This is a genomic window from Scardovia wiggsiae F0424 (assembly GCF_000269605.1).
GTDB classification, from domain to species: Bacteria; Actinomycetota; Actinomycetes; order Actinomycetales; family Bifidobacteriaceae; genus Scardovia; species Scardovia wiggsiae.
Window position 1 is genome coordinate 1031372 of the sequence record NZ_AKCI01000001.1, and the last position, 21029, is coordinate 1052400.

Annotated in this window: 12 protein-coding genes and 1 tRNA gene; 4 read left to right on the plus strand and 9 right to left on the minus strand. The window is 54.8% G+C overall.

Features of this window, described 5'->3' with window-relative positions:
* Positions 1–45: 45 nt before the first annotated feature.
* The 4 genes from HMPREF9156_RS0104590 to HMPREF9156_RS0104605 all read right to left on the minus strand — a co-directional run bounded on the left by HMPREF9156_RS0104590 (position 46) and on the right by HMPREF9156_RS0104605 (position 4400).
* Complete coding sequence (locus tag HMPREF9156_RS0104590; RefSeq protein WP_007147618.1) at positions 46–1260, minus strand: amidohydrolase; 1215 nt, start codon at positions 1258–1260, stop codon at positions 46–48.
* A gap of 4 nt (positions 1261–1264) precedes the next feature.
* A complete protein-coding gene (locus tag HMPREF9156_RS0104595; RefSeq protein ID WP_231198093.1) occupies positions 1265–1879 on the minus strand; it encodes a methionine ABC transporter permease in 615 nt (204 codons plus the stop codon).
* 128 nt (positions 1880–2007) lie between these two features.
* Positions 2008–3228 carry a methionine ABC transporter ATP-binding protein gene (locus tag HMPREF9156_RS0104600; RefSeq protein WP_390156791.1) on the minus strand — a complete coding sequence of 407 codons (1221 nt, stop codon included), beginning with the start codon at positions 3226–3228 and terminating at the stop codon, positions 2008–2010.
* A 110-nt stretch (positions 3229–3338) separates the two neighbouring features.
* The gene (locus HMPREF9156_RS0104605) at positions 3339–4400 is read right to left on the minus strand and encodes a MetQ/NlpA family ABC transporter substrate-binding protein (protein WP_007147621.1); all 1062 of its coding nucleotides are present in this window, start codon (positions 4398–4400) and stop codon (positions 3339–3341) included.
* Between the two features lie 363 nt (positions 4401–4763).
* On the opposite strand from HMPREF9156_RS0104605, the gene HMPREF9156_RS0104615 reads away from it, so the two are divergent.
* Complete coding sequence (locus HMPREF9156_RS0104615) at positions 4764–5783, plus strand: C40 family peptidase (RefSeq protein ID WP_007147622.1); 1020 nt, start codon at positions 4764–4766, stop codon at positions 5781–5783.
* 148 nt (positions 5784–5931) lie between these two features.
* On the opposite strand, the gene ribF is transcribed toward HMPREF9156_RS0104615, so the two are convergent.
* Together ribF and HMPREF9156_RS0104625 are read right to left on the minus strand one after the other, a co-directional pair.
* Entirely contained in the window at positions 5932–7155 is a 1224-nt protein-coding gene (gene ribF / locus HMPREF9156_RS0104620; protein WP_007147623.1) for a bifunctional riboflavin kinase/FMN adenylyltransferase, read from the minus strand.
* Positions 7156–7310: 155 nt separating this feature from the next.
* Positions 7311–7907 (minus strand): NAD(P)H-binding protein, encoded by a 597-nt coding sequence (locus HMPREF9156_RS0104625; protein WP_007147624.1) that lies wholly within the window; start codon positions 7905–7907, stop codon positions 7311–7313.
* Between the two features lie 195 nt (positions 7908–8102).
* Between HMPREF9156_RS0104625 and HMPREF9156_RS0104630 the strand changes: the two genes are divergently transcribed.
* The 3 genes from HMPREF9156_RS0104630 (at position 8103) to HMPREF9156_RS0104640 (ending at position 9430) form a co-directional block, all read left to right on the plus strand.
* Positions 8103–8189 (plus strand) — tRNA-Ser (locus HMPREF9156_RS0104630).
* Positions 8190–8426: 237 nt separating this feature from the next.
* Positions 8427–8948 (plus strand): Panacea domain-containing protein, encoded by a 522-nt coding sequence (locus HMPREF9156_RS0104635; protein ID WP_007147625.1) that lies wholly within the window; start codon positions 8427–8429, stop codon positions 8946–8948.
* Positions 8949–8950: 2 nt separating this feature from the next.
* On the plus strand, positions 8951–9430 hold the full coding sequence (locus HMPREF9156_RS0104640) for a Fic family protein (protein ID WP_007147626.1): 480 nt from the start codon (positions 8951–8953) through the stop codon (positions 9428–9430).
* A 19-nt stretch (positions 9431–9449) separates the two neighbouring features.
* Here the strand turns inward: HMPREF9156_RS0104640 and HMPREF9156_RS0104645 are convergent, their stop codons facing one another.
* From HMPREF9156_RS0104645 to HMPREF9156_RS0104655, 3 genes are all read right to left on the minus strand, one after another.
* Positions 9450–10406 carry an EamA family transporter gene (locus HMPREF9156_RS0104645; RefSeq protein ID WP_007147627.1) on the minus strand — a complete coding sequence of 319 codons (957 nt, stop codon included), beginning with the start codon at positions 10404–10406 and terminating at the stop codon, positions 9450–9452.
* A gap of 149 nt (positions 10407–10555) precedes the next feature.
* Complete coding sequence (locus HMPREF9156_RS0104650) at positions 10556–11287, minus strand: holo-ACP synthase (protein ID WP_007147628.1); 732 nt, start codon at positions 11285–11287, stop codon at positions 10556–10558.
* A gap of 1 nt (position 11288) precedes the next feature.
* A complete protein-coding gene (locus tag HMPREF9156_RS0104655) occupies positions 11289–20966 on the minus strand; it encodes a type I polyketide synthase (RefSeq protein WP_029246370.1) in 9678 nt (3225 codons plus the stop codon).
* Positions 20967–21029: the final 63 nt, after the last annotated feature.

The following is a 21029-nucleotide window of genomic DNA, read 5'->3' on the forward strand; positions in this document are numbered from 1 at the left end:
ACCTTCATATTTTCGCGTTTATTACCTTAATAAAAGTCTCATTAATTATGCCATGGGGGATAAACGATTATGTGCGCCAAGCTCTTTAAGCACGCATTGTGCTGAGTTCACATAAAACTGCGCAGCAGTATCCAGGCAGCTGTCAAGCGCTGTAAACCTGGGGCTGTGCCACGGGTAATGCCCCTTTTCGCCATTCGACCCTATAAAAGCAAAAACCATAGGGGCTTTAGTACCGTACTGGGCAAAATCCTCCCCGACCATAGACGGCACTACAGGGACAAGCTCCGCATACCGCGGTACATCCCCGGCGACTGCATCAGACAGCACTTTGTCGCCGGCCAGCGGCTCCGAGAGGTGTTCCCATTCCACGTCGGCGCCTATGGAATAAGCAGCCGCAGTATTCTGCACTATGGAATTGAACCTCTTTATGGCCAGCTCTTCATCGGCACTGTAGAATGTCCTCACCGTCCCGATGAAATACGCTTCCGGAGGCACTACATTCCAGACGTTCCCGGCATGCACGCTGGTAACAGAAACAACGGCCGGATGGAAGGGATCGATATTGCGGCTTACAACTGTCTGCAGGGACTGGACCATAGCCGCCATTGCCTCAATCGGCCCGGTGCCGGTATCCGGGCGGGCACCATGCGAACCCTGCGCATGGAGCGATACGCGGAACCTTAAGCATCCTGCCATGATGGGCTCACTGCCGACCGCTATCTCCCCCGGCTTCATATCAGGGTTATTATGGATCCCGATTATTGCATCGGCATCATCAACAGCCCCTGATGCAATTACAGCATCAGCCCCCTCGCCAAGCTCTTCAGCAGGCTGGAAAAGGATTATGATCCGCCCCGCAAACGTGTCTGTGTGGTGCGACAGGTAATATGCGGCACCCAGCAGGGCCGCCATATGGATATCATGCCCGCAGGCGTGCATCACCCCTTTATTGTGCGATGCATAACCGGGGGAAACCTCTTCCGTAACAGGGAGGGCATCAATATCGGCACGCAGTGCGACACAGGGATCCCCGGCATCTGCATTGCCTTCCTGGGTTCCGCAGATCATCCCGGCAAGCCCGGTCCCGAGGCCCGTGTCAGTAAGCCTTATACCCCATTGTGCCAGCAAAGAACGCAGGAACTGCGTGGTCCTGTATTCGTGGAATGACAGTTCAGGGTTCTCATGAAGGTAATGCCGTATTGACGTAAGGTCGGCAGTTCCGTCATCTTTTATAAATCCCCCGGATGCTTCACCGTCCATAAGATCATATCCCCTGCCTGCGCAGCAGGCGTTTGGCTATGGCATTGGCTATCAGCTGGACTATCTGCACCAGGACCACCATAATGATTACACATATCCACGTGACATACGGGTTGAATTTCTGGTACCCAAAAGCGATAGCAAAATTACCGATGCCGCCGCCGCCGATATATCCGGCCAGAGCCGACATATCAAGTACAGAAACGAAAAGGAACGCATAGGCGAGGATCAGGGGGGCAAGGGATTCCGGCACCAGGACAGTCCTGATGATCCCCATCCTTGATACCCCCATGGAACGGGCGGCTTCCACCACACCGGGGTCCGTTGAGACAAGGCTTTGTTCTACAAGCCTGGACGACGCCAGCGTACACATGATGACCATGGGGAAAGTGGCGGCAGTATTGCCGATGGATGTCCCTATAAGCTGGATGGAAATCGGCTGTATCGCCGCAAGGAATATGATAAACGGGATCGGGCGGATAACGTTGATGATGATATCAAGCACCCTGTAAACAACGGTATTCTCAAACAGGCTCCCCGGCCGCGTCCCCCACAGGACCACGCCAAGGACCAGGCCGAGCAGCCCGCCGATTATAAGGGTGACGCTTACTATCCCCATAGTCTCGCCAAACGCCTTCAGCAGGGTCCCGTCCTGTATGTATCCCTGAAGGTCGCCAAAGTTCGTTGTATTTGCAGCAATCACTGTGCTGCCTGCTGATATGTGGATATCCATTATCTGCCCCTGCCTTAAAAACTGCCTGAGCCTGAACCGGCAGCAGTATATTTATCGTAATCTATGTTCCAGCCTTCGCTCCTGGCCTTTTCAAGGCGCTTAGCCTCATAGCCATAATATGTCCGTACTGCTTCCGCATAATCAACGGGGTCCTGGGCAGTGCCAAAATCTACGATGCCGTTTGCCATGCGCAGCTGCTTGATATAGGTATCAAGATTGCCGTCTGCACCATAAAATTCATAGGTAAAGGCACCCAGCCCCCTGCCCGCCACTTCCTGGACACCGCCCATAAGTATGGAATTGGTGATATTCCTGTGAGTCAGCATTGCTGAAATGCGCTGGCCTGAAGGGGTAATATCGAACTCCGGGGCAGGCTCACGCATGATGACTGTCACCAGCCGGCCCTGGTTCATTGCCCGAAGCCGCTCTACATCCGCCTTGGACGGGATAGTGTTGATTGCGGTGGAAACAAACTCGCGGGTAATATCCTGCTGCGGCTGGGCAAATACCCGGTACAGGTCTCCGGATTCGACCGCTGCGCCCCCGCTCATGACCAGGACCCTGTCAGCAATGCGCGTAATAACATCCATCTGATGGGTAATAAGTACAATAGTGACACCGAACCGGGCATTCGTGCGCTTCAGGAGTTCCAGCACCTCAGAAGTCGTCTGCGGGTCAAGCGCGCTTGTAGCCTCATCAGCGAGCAGGATATCCGGACGTGTGGCAAGCGCACGGGCTATGCCCACACGCTGCTTCTGGCCTCCTGAGAGCTGGGCGGGATATGCATGTGCATACTGTGAAAGCCCAACGAATTCAAGCAGCTCCTTGATCCGCGCCTTCCTGTAGTCTTCACGCCACCGGTCCTGCTTAAGCGGGTATTCAATATTACCCGCAACAGTTTTGGAGGCAAAAAGGTTGAACTGCTGGAAAACCATACCGATTTTCTGCCGTATAGGCCGCATTTTAGATTCAGAAAGTTTCGTGACATCCTGTCCCAGCACAGTTACCGTGCCCCCAGTAGGCCTTTCAAGCTCATTGATAAGCCTTACCAGAGTAGATTTCCCCGCACCTGAATAGCCTATGACGCCGAAGATCTCACCTCTTTTGACACTGAATGACACATCATCTACCGCCACCCGGGGTGCACCGTGAGGCTTTGCCGGCGGGAACTGTTTGGTGACGTGGTCAAAAGTGATAATGCTGTCGGCGTCCTGGGCCATTGTGTTTATCTCCATCCTGTATATGTTTCTGCTAAGCGTATCCACTGCATAGGGATGTATTCAGGTGCTATCTGATACCCCTTAATGCCCCATGCTTCCGGGCGTTTCGGGTACTGTTCCTGCGCCTACTTCGCAGAGCCGGTCTCCTGTTTCTGGACTTCCCTGAGTATCTTCTGGAGGGATTCGGGGGAATCATTATTGAGAACTGCCTGCCCGCTGAAATGGTCCTTAAGGGCCTTGGTGACTGCGTCATTATGGAATATTTCTACCAGTTTCCGGTAAACAGCATTGTTGGCATCCGCCTTGCGCGAGACCCAGACATTGATGTACGGCTTCGCTGATTCCGATGAGGCGCTGTCATGATAAATCGCATCCTGAGGGCTCAGCCCTGCATCTTTGACATAATCATTGTTGACCACTCCGGCACTGACACTCGGGTCGCCCAGTGCATTTGCCACTTTTGCCGCCTCTACAGCTTTAACGGTAACTTTGGAAGCAGAAGCATCAATATCGTTAGGCGTCGTGAAAGCGGTCCACCTGCCTTTCAGCTTGATAAGCCCGGCGCCTTCAAGGACACCGATAGCACGGGCCTGGTTCGTCTCATCATTAGGGATGGCCACAGTTGCCCCCTGCGGGATACTGCCGACATTTTTATACCGTGAAGAATACAGGCCAAGAGGGTATACAGCTACCCCGCCGATCGGCTGCAAGTCCTGGTTATTCTTGACATTATAGTTGGCCAGATACAGGATATGCTGGAATTCGTTAAGATCAAGGCTGCCCTGCGCTAAGGCAGGGTTCTCAGACGTATAGTCTGTGAAATTTTTCAGCTGGACGTAGATACCCTGTTTCTGCGCCTCTTCCTGGAACACTTTCCACTGAGGGTCATTCGCGCCTACGACCCCTATCACTACCGGGTTGCCTTTTGAACCCTTGGGGGCTGACGGCCTGTTCGAACTGAAAGCCCTGAAAACAAAAAACGCTCCCACAGCCAGCAGCGCAACAACAACAAGAGCAATTATCGAATTGCGCACACGGTTATCAACACGTACCGGTTCAGCAGTCGAGATATCCCCTGCAGCCTGCTGATCCTTCGATCCGCTCTGCGAACTCCCGGATCCGTTGCCTGTACCGGTATTATCAGCTCCCTGCGGATCTGTCCCCTGGAGGTTTGTTGGAGAAGCCATACCTCACCTTTGCCTTTCTACCCTTAAGCATTAATAGTTTTCCAGCTTTATGCGGCAGGCGCAGCGATCCATATCAGACCGGGATATCCTTCGTCAGCCATGCCGTTAAGCACTGGTTTACAGATTAGAGCATGAAACGCTGCGATCGCTGCAAAACGGATGATTTCCTTATACGTGTTATTTATGGCTCCTTCGAAATCCCCCTTTTTCTGCGGTCCGGCTCTGAACCTGCTAAATCCTGAATTGTGATGGCTTTGTTCAGACATGTGGCTATCATGTATACAGTTATCTGAAGTCAACAGTAAGGATTGCGTTTTGCCTAAAGGTTTACACGTACCAGAACAGTCAGGCTTCTTCCCTTCAATGAAGAAGCAAGTCACGGCTTTTGCCGGCGGCGTTCTTAAAGTGCCTACCAATTCAAAAGCATTTCGGCTCGGGGCGGTCGCACCAAGTGTAGCTGTCCTCGCAGCGCTGGCGGGCTCTACGGCACCTGCTATAGCTTCCAGCAACAATGGCATCCTGAGCGCAGATGCAGCATCAGGGTCTTCAGTTTCCCGCTCTACACAGCGTGCAGACCTCCTGGATGAATCTTCCAATGTGACTACTGAGGCTGCAGCATCATGGTCTCTGAGCGATAACAGCTCGAATGCAAGTGTCCCCTACTCCCCTACAAAGAATGAGCAGGAAGCACGCACTAACCTTCAGAATCTGGTCAACACGGCCACTTCTGTATATAATTCTTCTTCGCGGGCCGAGGCTTCAAAACGTACCACGCTCAAAGGTGCGATTGATAATGCTTCTTCGAAGCTGGCAGATACCCATACAGGCACCGATGACCTCAACTCAGCAGGGACTGCCCTCAGCAATGCCGCAAATGATGTCAAAGACAGCCAGTCAGCTGCCGTTGCTGCTGCCAATGCCGCAGCTGAACAGCGTACAGCATCACGGCGCGCTGCAGCAAACACAAACCGTGCCACAGCAGCGGCACCGGTTTCTGCCCCTTCCGCACCCGTTGCCATCACCGGGAACGGCTCCGGGGCGCAGGTAGCGCAGCTTGCATCAAGCTATGCAGGCAAAGCGCCCTATCGCTGGGGAGGGACGACTCCTTCCGGCTGGGACTGCTCCGGTATGGTCATGTGGGTCTATGCACGTTTCGGCGTCAGCCTTCCGCATTCTTCAGGCGCACAGGCCCGTATGGGTACAGCGGTCCCTTCGCTTGCACAAGCCCAGCCTGGGGATATCCTGGCGAACGGGGCTCACGCAGCAATCTATGTGGGCAACGGCATGATCATCAATGCCCTTAACCCCAGCCAGGGGACAAAGATAACCCCTGTTTCATGGGGGTTCCATAGTGGCTATTCTATCCGCAGGATCTTTAATTAGTTTGTATTTCTAATTAGTTTGTGAATGGCCTGGCTGCTCATAGAGCTGCCGGGCCATTAGTCACTGAGCAGTTTACCTGTTCCCTGGTATGAAACCGGTATCTTCTGTTTTTACAGTTCCCTGTTTTCCATAACTGCCCAGCTGGAAGTTATGCCGTTTTTCTTCTGCCTGATATAATCGCTTTTGCACGTTGGGAGTCTTCCCCAAGCTGGGCAATAAGCTCCTGAAAGCTGCCGAAACGGGCCTGCGGGCGCATGAATGCTGTAAATTCTATGGTGACGGTATGCCCGTACAGGTCCAGGCCTGTTTCATCGATAATATAAGCCTCAACTACACGTTCAGAGTCTGAATGTGCATCTGCAGCGTCACGGAAAGTCTCTTTCGTCCCGACAGAAACAGCAGCGGGCCATCTATGCCCTGCATCTGTTACATACCCCGCGTAAACGCCATCAACAGGGATAAAACCTTCAATGGTTCCGCCCAGGTTTGCTGTGGGGAAACCAAGCTGCCGGCCGCGGGCTTCACCATGGACTACCTCGCCCCTGATCTGCGGGCTGCGCCCAAGCACCTCGGCAGCCTCAGCAATGCGCCCTCCGGCAAGTGCATCACGCACGTGGGAAGAACTCCAGTCACGCACCCGCACCATATGATGCTTTTTTGTCCATGCGCGCCTGTCTGCCTTGCTCATGGAATTGAGAGGGTTAGCAGGCTCTCCAGCACTGTCCGGGACATGGTACTGCACATCCGGGAATACCCATGTGAAGCCCCGACCCTGGTCTTCAACAGCATCAACTTCAAAAACCCCTGTAGAAGCAGCAACAGTGCGTGAAGTTTTGACATTGCCTTCAAGGCCGCGCCCAAACCGCGCATCTGCACCCAGCACCAGCGTGCGCATCCCCAGCTTTCCTACCAGCTGGCCTAGGAAATTGATATATGTCTGACGGGCAAATCCCGGCGTATACCGGACAATAAGCAGATACTGTATGCCAAGATCCCTGATCCACTGTATCCGCTGGCCGGCACTTGAAATAGCCTCAGGATCTTCAGGATCGGGTTCATTATTCCCCCCAAACTGAATGCTGCCGTCCTGAGGGGAACCATCATCCTGCACAGGGGCGGGTGCAGCAGGGATATGGATGCCGGGCCCTATACTACTGTGCGAGTGTACGAAAGACGGGCGCGGATCGAACATAATAACTACAGAAAAACTGCCGTATTTTTCTGCCAGCTCTGCTGTACGCCTGATAACTGCAGCGTGCCCCTTATGCACGCCATCAAACGTCCCTATAGTAACGACCGACCGTTTCTCTTTATCAAGGACTGGCCAGGGGACTGCGCCGTCAGTATCCGGAACAAGACGAATAACTTTCACATCTGCCTCAAACAATATTTATTCCATACTCAGCGTATGGATTTGCCCTAACGTAAGAATTATATCCGCAGCCGTGTAACCTGGGGCGAGCCTGCAAAGTATACGGTATTGCCTTTCTTACACGTCTTGCATGGGTGGTTCTGCAGGCCGTAAAACTATTGTCCCAGTGTATTGATCCCTATACTGTCGTGGGAATATAGCGCTGGGTCTTCTATGATCTTCCTGACTGCATCAGCGATACTGCCCACCGACACATCATGGCCTCCGAACGGCTCACCCTTATGGGTTACTTCATAGTCCACGGGGCCGGAAGTAAACCATCCCGGGCGGATCACTGTATAGTCAAGACTGCTGGACTCAATAACATCAGCTGCCTCACGGTAAGGCCGCAAAACAGGGTTCTGGCTCACATTCCCACCACCCAGGGAATCCGGGATCTCATCGTATATCCCCATTGAAGAAATGAATATAAGGCGGGCGACACCTGTTTTCTCCATTGCCGCAACAATGCTTCGGGCATAATCTGCCATGTCCCCGCTTAATGCGGCAAAAACGATATCCTGCCCGGCAACCGCCCCTTCCAGTGAAACCGGATCCTTCACATCCCCTGTTACCGCATCCTCACGGCTATTGTCAGAAACTATACGATGCCGCGCAAACAGAGTAAGATGCGCATCAGTCTCGCGTATAAGGGTCTGGCGTACTGCTCCCCCTACAGTCCCTGTTGCACCAATAATAAGCACGCGCTTCATAACAGGCCTCCCAAAAATACCTCAACGCCAGCTGTCCGCAGCACTTGCTGCGCACCTACAGATATTAGCCTGTTTGCGTGATACTGGCCGGCAATTTTTCTTTTGACTGATTCCATGGTACCGGCAACACTGCCAGCTGCGGTAGTCCATATAATTGCATAAACTACTTAAGTCGCCTCATTTTGCGGCGACTGTGGAGACATGCCTGAGTGGCCGAAAGGGGCACCCTGCTAAGGTGTTAACTGCGCAAGTGGTTCGAGGGTTCGAATCCCTCTGTCTCCGCCCCAGCCCTTACAGCACATCTGCTGTGAGGGCTTATTTATGCCGAAACCGCAGGATAACGCGCATAATACCGGCCTTCATCTGAACCGTGTATGAAGCACTAAAAGAAAGAAATCAGCAGAAGCGTCAAAAATACGATGCCGAATAAAAGGATCCTGTAATGATAGAATAAGGTAGCGGGCAGCCGTAAACGATAATGTACAAATATCCTGTGTTTACAAAAGGGGGGTGTTACCAATGACGGCACTGAAGGCAATGGACATTGCAAATGATTTCATATCACGGTATGGGGCTGATTTATATCTGACGAACCTCAAGCTCAATAAGCTTGTTTACTATGCCCAGGTAGAGTCGCTGCGTGAAACTGGTAAGCCCCTTTTTACTGACACTGTTGAGGCATGGGATTACGGTCCCGTAGAACCAGAAGTATACCGCAGTTTCAAGCTATTTGGTGACGGGCATATCCAGACACCTTTAGGAGCATATACCACTGATACTTATGTTAACAGGATCGTTGATACTGTAGTTGAAAAATACGGGTATCTGACTGCATTCGATTTAGTCAACTATTCCCACCGTAATGGTGGCGCCTGGAAAATGGTTTACGATGGCAGCCGTAATAAGCCGATCAGTATAAAAACGATCCTCAGTTCTCAGGATGTTAAAGAGTATCCCCAGTTAAAAGGGACCCTTGCCCAGAGCGCCGACACTGTTAATAAGCAATTTGCCAACGCCCTAAAGTTACTGGAAGACGCCTAAAGATGTGTATCCGTCCTGTCGTTATTGATGACGAAATACAGATTGACGCACTTGTTGAAGATATAGCCAGATTCCATAATGATGCCATCAAAATAAAAGGTTACGCAGGGAGTGCCGCGGAAAGGGATAAAAGACAGCTGCAGGAAAAACAACATTTGAAAACAGTCCTTGACAATGTTTTCCATCCCCTCTTCGGCACCCCACTTGAAAACCGTTTTAAGGATGCATTTGCCCAGCTCGCGCATTGTATGGTGATAATTGCTAAGGACCACATCTTTCTGGACGGAAATAAAAGGACCGCAGTAAAATGCATGTCAATATGGTACAACTATGGAGTAAACCTGGATATTGATGATCCTCCTGATCCTGAGAAGAATTTAATTTACAAGTGGATAGAAGGCATCGTGAAAAAAGAGAGGACTGAAACCGAACTTGCAGATTATCTCAGACAGCATCAGACTCCGGCCGATACTAATAATTAAACCAACCGGCTGCAGACGCTCAGAGCTGTGCCCCTTTGGCCCCAGCTTCCCCGGCTGCGCGCTCATCTGATGAAAATGTAATAAATACTGCAACAATAATAAGGCCAATACCAACGATATCAACCACTGTAGGTACCTCCCCAAAGAACAGCCCGATAATCGTAGCAACCGCAGGGCTTATCGACTGCATCACGGAGAATTTGCTGGGAAGCGTGCGCCGCATAATAAACAGGTCAAAAATATATGGCAGGAATGACGCGCATAACGCCACACAAAACATGAGGGCTATCAGCGCAGGTGTCCCCCACGGCCGGTGCAACCACGTTGCCGAGGGCTGGGGATGGATAACGCTATTGATACCGGGGAGCATAAGGAATACCGACTGTGCTGCGAAACCGATAGTAAGGGCTATTGTCATACTGTCCAGAGGGCGCCCACCGAGTGCAATGCGCCTGCCGGAGATAATATAAGTCCCCCACAGAACCCCGCTGATCAGGATTGCCGCCAGCCCTGCCAGGGATGTCCTGTTCTGCGAGGCAAAAGAGCTCCAGCTGAGCGTAACGATCCCGCATACCGCAATAATTATCCCCACGTATTCGCGCCAGTGCCTGCCTGTCATCACTGCAACGGCGAGCGGCCCGATAAATTCTATAGCGACTGCCACACCTACATTGAGTGTGCCGATAGCCATGTAAAACGTGGTGTTCATGAACACAGATGAAATGCCCAGCGCTGCCAGCCACAGCCAGCCGCGTGCATGTGTGGGGAGTATCTCTGTAAATTTTTTCCATGGTTTACGCCATACCCATAAAAAGAGCAGCGCAAAACCGACACGCCACCATGCTGCGGGAAGAGGGGCAATCTGCGTGAAAGCAAGTTTCGCCACCATTGTTGCAGCAAAAATTATGATGGACTCAATAACCGTTAAAACAACGACCGGTACATCATTAAAAAACCTTATCGCGAGCTTTCTCACAAGAATACTCTACAGAAACCTCGGATATCCAGGGGTGTCCGACACGCCGCGGAAAGATCAGTTATTTTTATAATCCGTTATATCAGATATGCAGATATGCCGGCTGCCGCTAGCTGCAGGCGTTGAGGCTGTACCGTCGTATGAGCAGATCAGCAGCTCCCGGCTGCAGGGGCTGCGCCGGCAGTATGGGCAGTACCGGCAGTACCAGTGATCTCCAGGATCATTACTACCGCAGAAGCAACAGGCCCGTCATGGCTCAAAGATACATGGATATCAATATATGGTGATGCCCCGCAGCCGGCTTCCCCGCGGCTGTTTTCTTCCCTGCCTTCGATACCCCCCTCTCCGTTCCCAGCACGCACACCCAGGCTGCGGCTGAGATACTGCTCCATTTCTGCAGAAAGGGTGATATGCGGTACGCCCCTGTTGTCTGAAACGACTTCCACTTCCCTCCATGGGAAGTTATCCACAGTGTACGGATAAGTGTAAGGCGCCCGGGTGCTTGGGGTCGGAATACCGGCTTCCCCAGCGCTGCTGCCAGTCCCTCCGCTGCGGCGTGACAGAGCCTCGCACCATGCTTTGAGGAATGCTTCTTTGCCCGCCCAGCGCGCAGCCAGATGGGCAGCTATTTTATCCCCTTTAGCAGCACTGCGCTGCTGGGACTGGCGTATTTCACGTACCGAAAAGGCGCAGGCGAGAAACTCGGACTCCGGCGCAGCACACTGTGCAGAAAATTCCTGCACACTGACCACGTCATGCCCAAGACCTGCCACGATATACCGCGGCCCCTGCAGCTCCTGCGTCCCCTGCGCCGGATAAGGAAGTCCGTGCTGCGCAGACGGAGGAGTATCCTGCCCCCCAGCCTGCGCAGTATCGTGCATATTATTGTGCATTCCTGAATTCATAATACCCATTATCTGCCAGACGTGCCTGAGGGTCAAGCAGCATAGCCTTTTCCGCCTCGTGGGAATCATAATGGCGGGAATCCTCGTGGAAGCGGCGGTTATCGATCAGCTCAAACAAAGGTTTCCTGCCGATCATACCATCCCTGCGGTGGCGGCCGCCCTCAGCAAGGCGCTTATTGGCCCTTCCTTTCCATGTACGGAGGACATCCTGCCCATAAGCATGCTCTACCGCTGCTTCAAAAGCACCAGGATGGACAAGCGCTATGAAGCCCGACACATGACCAAACCCTAGGGAAGTGACCAGGCCGGCCTTGATAGTGTGATGCGCCTTGCCCAGATCCAGAGGCCTGCGCAGCCAGACCATAAGGTCATCGCCCGCAAGCTTGGGGTCTACGCAGTCCAGGGATGCATTAGCCGGGATAATACCCGATGCGAACACCTGGACCAGGCCGTTTATCTGGAAGATAGCCGCCCCTCCCTTGGCATGGCCGGTAAGGGTCTTCTGAGAAATAACATACAGAGGGTTGCCTTCGGACCTGCCGATAGCATGCGCCAGCGTGTTATGAAGTTCAGACTCGTTAGGGTCATTAGCATTCGTTGACGTGTCATGCTTGGAGACCACAGCTATATCATCCGGGGCAACACCCAGTGCAGCAAGCTGACGGACAAGCGCCGAATCACGGCCGCCGCGGGCCGCTGCAAGCGCCCCAAGCCCAGGGGCGGGGATCGATGTGTGGGCGCCGTCTGCGAACGAGTTAGCGTACCCGACGACGGCTGCAACCGGAAGGCCGAGTTTCATGGCCAGGTCACCGCGCGTGATGAGTATGGTCCCCCCGCCCTGGGCTTCGAGGAATCCTCCTCGGCGGCGGTCGTTCGCCCTGGAAAAGAACCTGCTGTCAATACCTTTGCCGTACATCTCCTCAGAGTTGGCCGTGGCATTCATATCGCCGAAACCGTTTACAGACTCGACGCCAATATCATCGATCGCACCGGTAACAACAAAATCTGCCTTGCCGAGCTTAATCTTATCAACGCCCTCCTCAAGCGATACGGCTGCAGTTGCACAGGCGGATACCGGCTGTATCATATTGCCGTAACCGCCAACATAGGACTGCATTACATGTGCCGCAACAACATTAGGCAATGCTTCCTGAAGGATATCCGTCGGGTACGCCTGGCTCAGATAACGGTTTACATACAGCTGCCGCATGGAATTCATGCCGCCGAAACCGGTGCCCTGCGTTGAAGCGAGCATTGACGGATGTATGGACTGGAGTATTTCTGAAGGCGAGAAACCTGCGGAAATAAAGGCATCGACCGTGGTCACAATGTTCCATAGGGCGATTGGGTCCACGGAATCGACCATAGATGCCGGTATACCCCACTTGCGCGGATCAAAGCCCTTCGGGAACTGCCCGCCCACAGTCCGCGTCATGACAGCCCGCCGCGGCACGAAAACGGAAGCGCCCTGCGTACGTGTAACGAGCCATTCATCCGACCCGTCATCATGACGGATAACAGTATGCTCACTGTCAGCATCCATATATTCACGCGCAGCAGCCTCATTCGCCACACTGAACGTGACGTCGTGGTCGAGGAAAACTTCCGCAGACTTGCTGTCAGTCCCATGAAGGTAATCTGACCCCATGCCGTCATCGAACGGGCGGATGCCGCTCCGCGCTACAACATCGTCATGGAATTTTTCGTAAATATCCTCTTCCGCGATGAGGTTGCCGTCAGTATCGATCCAACCGGGTTCGGGCGAATCCTGCCATGAGATGAGGCCCATATTCCATGCCAGTTCCAGCACACCTTCAGCACTCAGGTCAACGGTACCGTCCGCTGCAATACCCAGCTCAGCATCACGGCGGGTACGTCCGGAACCCCATGTACCCAGTTCGCCGATGGAAACAATAACTATCTCATCTTCAGGACGGGCAGTCACGGAATCCCATTCACCCATTCTGACATCAGGCTGCTGCGGTGTATGGAGGGTGGGAAGGGCCTTGACTTCAGAAGTATCTTTACGGGTATTTTCTGAGACCGCTCCTGCGGAAGCACCAGCCTTTGCAGAAGGATCCGGGGTAATCCCTGCGAGAGAACCCGGAGCGTCTCCGGCCTCTAAGGAAGCTCCGGACACATCTTCCGGAATAGTGCCGGCATCGCTATGCTCTCCGCTGCTGTCAGCTTCGGATCCGGTACCCGCTCCGGCCAGAGCCTCCGCGCGCAGCTGGGACATATCGATATCCAGAGACCCCATTCCGCCTGTAAGGTCAGCCTCGACAGGATCCTGCCCAGCCTGCTTGCGGATTTCCGCCGAAGACAGTTTAAGGAGCTCGGCTGCTATCTCTTCAGTGCTGTAGGTCCGGACCCCCCGGCGTTCAATAGCCTCGACAAGCGGATCGTTCCCGCCCATCAGGCCGGTACCGCGCACCCAGCCGATCCGAGGATGGGCAAAGGTAACAGTGCCGGACCAGTCTTTTTCGACCCGGGACCGATTGACTATGGCATCAAAAGCACTCTTGACTTCGCCGTACGCACCGTCACCGCCAAGGGTGCCGCGGTTAGGTGAACCCGGAAGCACCACATGCAGGCGATGGTCCACATCGGTGTCCGCCCCAAGAACGCCCAGCCGGGAGATAAGCCTCTCGACCCCCCAGAGCATAAGCCTGGCTTGGGATTCAAAAAGCTCGCCGGAATCAGACAGCGTGCCGTGGACGCCGGGCGCAGCGAACGGGAACAGCAGCGTCGGGGCGTATCCCGGTTTGACCACGGTGGTTGTTGCGCCATGGGTCTCTTTCTGCTCATTGCCTACCCACGCAGCAAGCGCATCCACATCGCGGTAGCTGGACAGGTTTGCCGGGACTATCCACAGGCGTGCTTCCCCCGCGGCATGCGTACGGTATATCTCTTTAGCCCACTGGATGAAACCGGTGTCAAAAGAATAGCTTGTTGCAATAACGGTCGCGCCGCCTGCAAGCAGCTGGGCAGCCACCTGGCCTGCGATCGACTTTTCGGATGCGCCGGTAACTACAGCAATATCACGGGCGAACGGGAGCGTGCCGGCATCTTCCTGTGCAGAAGATACTGTACGCAAAGCCTCCCGGGATATACGGCCGAATGTTTCCGCATGGCGTGCAGCCTCTCCCCCGTGCAGCCTGGCCTGCTGTGCATACCATGCTGCCTGGCGGGCCACAGCCTCCCCTGCACCCGTATAGCTTTCCGCAGCGCATTGTTCATCATCGCCGTAATAGATATGCGCAAGGTCTTCGCGTGCACTGGCCCAGCGGTCGTCCAGAAGGACAGCTTTGCGCGCATCGAACCGCGGGGAAACGAGTTTCGGCCACTGCGGTCCAAGCTCGGCGTTGACCATATCAACGATTCCGCTGTTATCCTCGGTTTCCTCAGCAGGTCCTGAAGCCTTTATGCCAAGCTTGTCCAGGATAAAATGTGCTGCGGATGCAAGGATGCCTGATTCCCCTGTGATCTGCTCGGAGAATTCTTTCAGGGCAGCAGAATCCACCATCGCCCCAGCTCCGGCAGACTGTGCCGACTGCGGGGCTACCGTAACGCCATGGGCTGCAGCTACTGCCTGGACTGCTTTATCAATAAGCGCGTCAGCACCGGAAGTATTGGATACTGCGCCGGCAGGAAGTGTGGCCAGATCGCCGCCGCGCGTGCTGGCACCCTCACGGGTCCCCAGAAGCAGTTCTGCAGTAACGAATGCTGCCCAGCCATCACCCAGGCCCCAGGCATCATGCACATGCTGCGCAATATGGGACTGTTTCACGCCTGCCGAACCGAACAGCTGGTGGATACGCTCCCGCACAGCGTCAGAAAGCACATGCCCGAAAGCCTTATACCGGGGAGCTGCCTTGGTTATAGTCGGCTCAAGCGCGCTGACAGCCGCTTCAGCAGCACCTTCAATGCTGGGGACACCCAGCTCTGCACTCATATCCATAAGCAGCTGGTTGCGCCGTGAAGATACGCCATTGGTCAGGGTATCAGTAGTGTCTTGTGCCCCGATCTGGTCTGGACGGATCTTTGCGCTGTATGCTATCAGCGTCCTGATGCCGTCCCACGCTGTGAACGGGATATCTTCAGCAGGCGCGGCACCGGAAGCGGGAACAGTACCGGCGGAAGCGGGAACACCGGAAGCACCGGCAGCCGGCACAGCTGCAGTATTGGTATCTGCTGACTTTGCCGGCGCTGCTGTACCCTGCCCGGCGGCAGGCGCGGTTGCCGGGCTGGCAGCCTCCCCAGCAGAAGCAGCCTCGGAAACACCCGGCTCGGTATCAGCCTCGGGAGCCGTCTCCTCAACAAGCGAATCCGGGTCATCGTCTGTCATGTAGACACGCTTCCCATCGCGGCCTGCATTGAATACATCCACAGTTACGCCTGCAAACTCGGGGAGCAGCAGGGTGCGGGACCCGAGGTTCGCCAGCGTTGGGGAATTGCCAAGACCGACTTCAACATAATTTTCAACCCCAAGGCCGCCCCGCCCTTCAGGGGTGAACAGCAGGCTCTGGGTTTCGATCCACCGTACGGGGGACGCAAACTGCCAGCATAGGAGTTCGATAAGAAGGAGCCGTGCGAGTTTGCCTTCGTCAGCGGCATACTCATTCCACCGATCATCATTGTCTGCGATCGCGCGCAGCTGTTCTGAAGGTACCACATCAAGGATAGCCCGGGCGAAATCGCGGGTCAGCTCAAACGGGCGTGCTACCAGGTTGGGGATATAACGCCCTACAAGGCGGCGGTACTTAATATTTTCAGGAAGCAGGGAATCCAGTTTTGCGCGGAACTCCGGAACACCTTTGCGCAGCAGGGTGGAATGGAATGGGACGTCAATGCCGGGGACCAGCATAAACGGCTTCTTGCCGCCCGCTTCACGCGCACGGCGGGAAGAATCCTTCTCAAGCGCTTTCAGTCCGGCAATAGTCCCTGCTATTGCATACTGGGAGCCTGCAAGGTTATAGTTAACGATCTGCAGGAATTCACCTGACTGGCGTGATATGCCATCAATGTAACCGTTAACATGGGCATCATCCACACCGAACTGGTTCGGGCGCAGAGCCCCCATACGGTAATTCGACCGGCCCTGTGCATCACGTTCAATAAGATGGTGCATGGTGGAGCCGCGGTGGAAGACCAGCTCAAGCTCTGTTTCCAGCGGGATTATCTGGGCAAAAGCGCTCAGTGCATTATATTCCCCCAGGGAATGCCCGGCAAAATATGCGGGCTCGAAAATCATTCCCGCTTCACGCAAACGGGCGGTCTGCGCCTGGGCCACGGTTGCCAGCGCGACCTGGGTAAACTGCGTCAGATTGAGCAGCCCTTCGGGATGCCGGTATGTCACGCCGCGCGCGGTAAGCTCTTTAGGGTTATCGCGCACAACAGCAAGTATGGAGAACCCGAGCCTGCTGCGGGTAAGCCTGTCTGCGCGTTCCCATACCTGGCGAGCTGCCGGTGACTGCGCGCGCTCATCAAGCGTCATGCCCTGCTTCTGGATACCCTGCCCGGGGAACACGTAAGCCGACGTATAAGGGCGACATACAGCAGTAGCACGGGATACGGTCTCTTCACCGATGCGGCATGTCACTTCAATAACGATCCCGCCGTCATTGACTTTGCCTACGCGCTCAACGCTGATCTCAACGCGGTCATTCAGCTGGACCATACCGTACATGGCATACGTCCATCCTGCGATCTCATAGTGCGCACCCTTGGTATCTGCCGCCTGCACAACATGCTGCGCAGCCGCGGACAGCCACATCCCGTGGACCAGCGGGGCCTGGAGCCCTGATACACGCGCTGCACGGGCTGACGTATGGATCGGGTTGAAATCCCCTGATACACGCGCAAAGGCAGTCATATTATCCGGCGCCTGCACTGTAACGCGGCGCAGCAGACGGCGCGCAGCCGGGCGGATATCCGCCTTTATGCCGCCGTAATCAGGGGCGTCTTCAGGAAGCTGTGAAGAATAGACACGCCCGCGTATTGCGAAACGCTCCGTCTCATGGGCCAGTACAGTACCGTCCTGCCCAGCGTGCTCCACATGTATAGTGACCACACGCCCGGCTGAAGATTCCTGGAAATCCTCAGCCCAGCTCTTCAGATCTATACGCTGGCCATAATGCCCCTGCAGCTGCGCATCGCTGACAAGCAGCTCAACGGAATGGTCCAGATGGACAGCATTGAGCAGGCCTTCAATAATTGGGGTCTCCCCTACATAAACAGAGCCGAGCGCAGTATATATCGCAGGCCATGCCGGTCCCGTAAGCGCATCAGGGACAATACCTGAGGGGATGAGGGACTGCGGCAGATGGCCGGCAGTAGCACTCTCATGGTCATACCCCAGATTTGCGCTGAGCGTATAATGGGCAGCCGCTATACCGAACGGATGGGCTGCATCCTTTGTTTCAGGGGATATTTCAGGCATACGGTCAAGTACATCGCCCGTGACGGCAGTATTGCCGATACCGGCAGTCCCTGCAAGGAGCACATAGATATGCCCCTTCAGGCGGTCACGGTCTACTACCGGCATGCGGAACGGATGGCCGTGGTCCACAATAAGCGGGATAACAATATGCCGCACGGCGTAAGGCTCCTGTTCACCGGTCCCATGCCGCCTTTCACCATCCCAGAATGTATCAAGATGGATATCAAGGTCATAAAACTCCTGCATCCCCTGTGTCTGGACATGTGTCAGCGTGTAGTGAGGATCATCCCTGCGGGTATTGTACGCAGGATTGTCCATAACATGCCCGACCCATGAAATCGTTGGGGATTGGCGGATAAAGGCCTCGTCATCATCGCACCCTTCCTGGGCGGAAAGGCTGGCAGGGATCCGGTACCCTTCTTTACTGTCCGCAGTGCGGACACGGTCAGCAACGGCTTTATCAAAACGGGAGAGGATATCTACTACGGGCTCATTCATCGTTGTGATGCCTGCAACAGAAAGCGGCCCGGGGATTATCCGTACAGAATCGGCGCTGTACCGGCTGTCTTCAGCCTGCCACAGCTGGTCGCGCCCCCACCAGCGCAGAAGGTCCCCGTCGATCACAGGGACGAACGGCAGCGGTTTCGGATATTCCTGGGACAGCTGTGGGAACCATGCGGCATCTGTGGCAGCCACATGGGCGGTACGGGACTTCGGGTATTCCCTGCCCAATATTTCCAACGCCTGCTGCGGGTTTTCCACAGCCTGCGCATCAGAAAATACTGAGGTGAATGTGCCTTTATCCTGTTCATTGATACGCGCTTCAATACGGTGGAGGAGGTGAAGGAACCGCAGCCCGAAAGTCCTGTCTGCCCACGGGTAGGTCAGTTCCACAAAACGCCCGGCCCACTCATAGTAGGTCATATCTTCCACATCACCGAAATACGGCTTGGCAGTGCTGTCAAGCGCCTGGATGATCTCATCTCTGCGGCTTTCCAGTTCTTCAGGATGCTTCTCCAGATGCACGATCAGACGCCCTGCGCGCGCAGAAGCATTTTCGATCTCATAAATATCAGCATGGAGATGGCTCAGCCCCGAAGACATACCGCCGGCGACCCCTCCGCTGGGTACCCAGCTTTCCCCCAGCGGCGCAAAAGGGTCCCCGTTCTTTTCAGTATCTGTGATACCGGGCGTTTCCACAAGGAATTTCTTGACCTGCGGGCTTGTATGGGCTTCTTTCGCCGTCATCAGTGCGGTCCCCACGAGCACACCGTCAACAGGCATCGCAGGCAGGCCGTACTGCTCAGACCACTGGCCGGAAATATAATCTGCCGCACGCTCAGGTGTCCCGATACCGCCGCCGGCAACCAGGACGACATTATGCCGGGCACGGATATCCGCATATGTGTTTACCAGCAGGTCATCAAGGCTTTCCCATGAATGATGCCCGCCTGCAGCACCGCCTTCAACTTCCATGATCACGGTAACCGGATCAGCTTCCTTCGCAATATCCAGTACCTGCCTGATTTGTGCAACAGTACCGGGTTTGAAAACAACATAGGTGAACCCGTCATCATGGAGCTGCGTTATCAGCTCCATAGCTTCGTCGGCCTCAGGGATACCTGCTGAAATCACTACCCCGTCAACAGGGGCACCTGAGATACGCGCCTTGGATACTATCCGCTTCCCCCCAAACTGGAGGTTCCACAGATACCTGTCCATAAACATGGCGTTGAATTCTACGGATGTGCCTTCGTCAAGCAGGCTTTTAAGCCGCGCAATATTATTGTCGAACACTTCCTCAGTGACCTGCCCGCCGCCGGCAAGCTCGGCCCAGTACCCGGCGTTGGCCGCAGCCGCAGGCAGATCCGGCTCTACCGTTGTAGGGGTCATACCTGCTACCATGATGGGCGAACGGCCTGTCAGGCGGGTAAAGGCAGTACTGACTTTGTCACCGGCCTCAGTGCTGACAATATGCGGCGCAAACTGCGACCAGTCTTCAGCTGGTTTATATGTACGGCCGGGCGTAGCAAGGTCAAGGCGCTTGCCGGCACTTGCAGCGCTGACGACGCCGGCACCGGTGCCTTCAATAAGGGCTGCAGTAAGCTTTTCTGCAACGACGCCCGGGCCGTAATCGATAAACCAGAGCGTCTGCCCGTCACGCTGGCTGCTTTCACTGCCGGCGCCGGGCTCATCTGTGCTTCCGGAATCCGTGCCTTCGCCGTTGGCGGAGGCTTTCTTCCATGCACGGTAATCGCTGAGTATCCCCTCAACCTGGGCCGCCCAGTCAACACTGTCAACGAGTACGGCCTGGGCCAGGCGCCGCGCATATCCGCTGTCGATGCCGCATTCGTCAGCCCAGCGGCCGACAAGCTCCACTGCGTCTGCAAGTACCGGCGAATGGAAGGGGATCGATACCTCCAGATACTCCACTGACGGATCGAATACGCTGCCTCCCCGAACTTTCTGCTCACGCAGCTTCTGCTGGTGCTTATGCTCGTTGTTTATGCAGGTTTCAAGCTTGCGCAGATCCTCAGGATACCCCGATACCACATAGTTATCACGCGAATTTTTCACACCGATAACGATTTCGCCCTGACGCTCAGGGATCCGTGAAATAAGTACTTCGATCTGTTCGCGGGTGGCCCCTTTAACAGACAGCATGGGCGATGCACCCTTCACCGGGACGATCCCCCGTGCCCCGGCGATACGGCTTCCCGCAGCGCCAATCAGGCGCGAAACAGCCAGTATGGATGTAATCTGCGCATCAGCCCCGGCCTGGGATATTTCGCCGCGGGCAAGGCTGCTGAGTACGTCTACGATATCAGTTGACAGAAGCCCCTGTGAATGGCCGGCTGCCCTGACAAATGAACCGGAAGCAAAAGGCATCCCCAGTTCTTTCGAGTCCAGAAGGGCTGCCAGCTGTGCCAATACAACTCCGGGCACACTGACCTCAGCATACCTGGCATCCCCCAGGATAAGGCTTTGCGATGCATAGGAGAAAAGGTCCAGGCGCCTCCCATAGACCGTCAGAAGCTCAGTTGCCGCAGGCTGCAGCAGTGCCTCAGCAGCAGCATCGTAGGCACGCAGCTGTTCGAGGAGCCGGCTGTTCTGTGCAGCTTCATCCACAGTGCTGGTCCATGGCGTTGACTGTCCGGCGAAAAGGAAAGCATGCGGCTGGGTATCCATAGAGGAAAAGAACGAGTTGTCCATTGTATTACCTTTTTCTGTATTATTTTTTTGCATTATCGGTTTCTTCTGTGCTTTTATTATTTA